Origin of the sequence: Marivita sp., assembly GCF_017643905.1 — a bacterium.
Classification (GTDB): Bacteria; Pseudomonadota; Alphaproteobacteria; order Rhodobacterales; family Rhodobacteraceae; genus Marivita.
On sequence record NZ_JAEPMO010000257.1, the window covers coordinates 1 to 3,394 of the forward strand.

Sequence of the window (3,394 nt, forward strand, 5' to 3'; positions counted from 1 at the left end):
CTGACCGCTCTCGCCGACTGGGAATTCGGCGGGGGCGGTGAGTATTGCGCAGCTTGTTCGCCTACGTGTGTGGAATGCCCAGGCACTCTCCATCAACCCATGACCCTCGAGGGCTGGCAGATCTGGGATCTGGTGCAGCGCCTCGGTGGACAGGTGCGCGTGGCCGGCGGGATGAGTGGCGGCACCGTTCTCGGCTGGGATATGGGCGCGGCCCTGCAACTTGGGGCGGCCCTCGGGCTTTCGCCCATCATCATCGCGGAACTGTTGCCGCCCATGGAGGCGGTCATGGTGCGCAAGATCAACGAAACAACGCAGGCCGGATCAGGCCTGACCTGACCTCGTTTCCATTGGGAACGAGGTGTCATCCATTGAGGACGTCTTTCCATGGCAGAAAAGCGCGTTTCCGTCCGGCTTTCCGCGACTGGCGGCCGACAGGTGCGCGCCGAATTGGAAGGCGTTGGAGAGGCTGGATCGCGAGGCTTTGGCCGTCTCAGCCGTGAGATGGAACTCGCGAACACTCGCATGGCCGCTTTCGCGCGCCGAGCGCGGATCGCGGCGACCGCCGCCGCAACTGCTTTGGCCGGTGCCGTTGTCGCGATGACCCGCTCAACCGTGGCAGCGGCTAATGAGATCGGCCAGCTTTCTCAGGTGGCCAATGCCACGCCGGAGGTCTTCCAGCGCTGGTCCGCGGCCTCGGTCACCGTCGGCATCGAACAAGAAAAGCTCGCGGATATCCTGAAGGACGTGAACGACCGTGTCGGGGATTTCCTACAAACCGGCGGCGGGCCGATGGCGGATTTCTTCGAGAACATCGCGCCGCGGGTTGGCGTGACGGCCGATCAGTTCGCCCGCCTTTCCGGGCCGGAGGCGCTCCAGCTCTATGTCGACAGCCTCGAACGCGCGGGCGTCAGCCAACAGGAGATGACCTTCTATCTCGAGGCCATGGCCTCGGACGCCACGCGGCTGATCCCGCTACTGCAAAACGGCGGGGCAGAGATGACCCGGCTCGGGGCACAGGCACAGGCGCTTGGCGCGGTGCTCGACGCTGATGCCATCACAGCCATGCGCCGGTCGGAACTCGCGCTGGCCAGCATCGGCCAGGTATTCACCGGCGTTCGCAACCGGATTGCCGTGGCGCTCGCCCCGTCGCTGGAGGCAGTGGCCAATGCGTTTGTCGCCCTTGCGTCCAGTACCAGCCCGATCAGCCGGGCTTTTGACACGGTGCTGAGCAACCTTGATCGCCTGGCCATCTACGCCGGGACCTTTGCCACCTTCCTCGCCGGCCGCTGGGTAGCTGCCATGGCGGTAGCCGCTCTCTCTGTTCGTGGGCTCGCCACCACGCTGGTGGTCCTGAAAGGCGCGTTGATCCGCACAGGCATCGGCGCCCTCATCGTCGGCGCAGGGGAACTGGTCTATTGGTTCACGCGGCTCGCCTCCGGCACAGGCGGTTTTGGTGAAGCCATGCGGCTTTTGAAAGATGTCGCTGTCGAGGTCTGGGACCGGATCAAGATGGGGGCCAACGCGGCCGGGTCGCGTGCCACAGCCATGTTTTATGATCTCAAAGCCGATGCGGCGACCGGCATGGCTGGAGCCATCGAGAGTGTGGTCGCCTTTGGCAACACCACCGCCAACACCTTCGAGGGCGCGCTTTTGGCCGTGCGCGAAATTTGGTCGCGCCTTCCGGATGTGATCGGGGATCTGGTTTTCTCGGCGGCCAACCGCGTGCTCGACGGGATCGAGGCCATGCTGAACGGTGCTATCCGCAGGATCGACGCCTTCACTGGAAACATTCGGGATGCGCTGGCGGCTGTCGGCATCGAGACGACCTTCGGGCAAATCGGCGAGATCAATCTCGGCGACATCACAAACCCCTTTTCTGGGGCCTCTGCGGATGCGGGAACAGCTGCGGCAGAGGCCTTTCGTCGGGCCTTTGAGGACAACCCACTCACTGTTCCCGACCTTGGGCTGGATGGCATTGCAGCGGACGCACTGGAAACAGCCAATATTTACCGGCGTGCCGCCACGGATCTTGCGAATGGAGCGACAGCCCCACTCACTTCCTGGGGTGCACTTCGCGATGCCGTTGCGGGCACGGGTGAAGACGGCGCGGCGGCACTGGATGAGGCCACGGCCTCCGCGGATCGGGTATCGGACGCCATGGGCCGAGCTGGTGGCGCGGCAGGAAGTGCCGGAGATCGGATCGCCACCGGTTGGCGTGCAGTCTCGGAGGCCCTTCAGGCTTATGCCACCGACGCCCTGAACTGGGGCAAGGGTCTTGGTGAAACCCTGACCGGCGCTTTCAGTGGCGCGGAAAGCGCGTTTCGGAGCTTCGTCGAGACCGGCAAGTTCGACTTCAAAAGCCTCGTGCGGTCGATCCTGGCGGACTTGGCTGTCCTGTCGTTCAAGCGCGCGGTGCTGGGGCCCATCGCCTCGGCGCTCTCCGGCATCTTTGGCGGCGGGTCCGTCGCGGCGGCCGTTTCGCATGCGGGCGGCATCGTAGGGTTATCGGGACACACTCGCTCGGTGCCGGCAATGGCCTTCGCTGGAGCTTCCCGCATGCACTCTGGCGGTTGGGCCGGTCTGCGCCCCGACGAGGTCCCAACGATCCTGCAGCGCGGGGAACGGGTGCTGAACCGGCGCGAAGCGGCTGACTATGGCCGGGGCGGCAGTTCTGGCTCGGGCGTGACCGTGAACATCGACGCGCGCGGGGCGCAAATAGGTGTGGCTGAGCAGATAGACGCCCGCCTTCGCGCGGCGATCCCGGAGATCGCCCGCATCGCCAAAGAAAGCGTGGCCGATGGGCGGCGCCGGGGTCAGGTGATCTGAAATGACCATTCCTGTCTTGCCTCTAACGCTCGTGTCTTCGCTCGAACGGTGCTTGGTGACATCTGTGGCCGAGGCCCGCTCGCCCTTTACCGGCACGTCGCAGATCCAGGACTGGGGTGCCTCTTGGTGGGAATACCAGATCGAGATGGCGGTGACACAAGGGGCGAAGGCTCGGCGGCTTTCGGCCTTCTTCACCGCGCTTGGTGGATTGCGGGGCCGGTTCCTCTTCCCCGATCCCTCGATCGCGGTGCCGTTGGCAGCGGGCAATCCTTACGTGACCGAGGTGCAAGCTGCGGGAGCCTCCACCTTGCGCACGGCCGGTTGGGGGCTTGGTCTGCGCGCAGGGGATTTCTTCCAGTTGGGCGGAGATGCCACTACGCGGCTTTATCAGCTGACGGGCGATGTGACGCCTTTGGGCAGCGAGGCCACGCTCGCCTTCGTGCCGCCGCTCCGGGCTTCCGTGCCGGTCGGCCAAGTTCGACAGCAAATCGTCTAAGTGATTGATATTGTTATGGCCAGGTCTGCCATTGTGTGACTACCGAGAAGGGATCAAGCGGGTTTTGGTATA

At 64.6% G+C, this 3,394-nt stretch carries 3 protein-coding genes; all 3 read left to right on the top strand.

All coding sequences use genetic code 11. From position 1 onward, the window contains the following. Positions 1–336, top strand: a 336-nt coding sequence (locus tag JJ869_RS22840; protein WP_292271160.1) for a hypothetical protein, incomplete at its 5' end; no start/stop codon positions are given. A gap of 48 nt (positions 337–384) precedes the next feature. After that, positions 385–2,826: a phage tail tape measure C-terminal domain-containing protein gene (locus tag JJ869_RS22845; RefSeq protein WP_292271163.1), complete on the top strand. Its 2,442-nt coding sequence runs from the start codon at positions 385–387 to the stop codon at positions 2,824–2,826. Position 2,827: 1 nt separating this feature from the next. Continuing rightward, entirely contained in the window at positions 2,828–3,322 is a 495-nt protein-coding gene (locus tag JJ869_RS22850; protein WP_292271166.1) for a hypothetical protein, read from the top strand. Positions 3,323–3,394 lie beyond the last annotated feature (72 nt).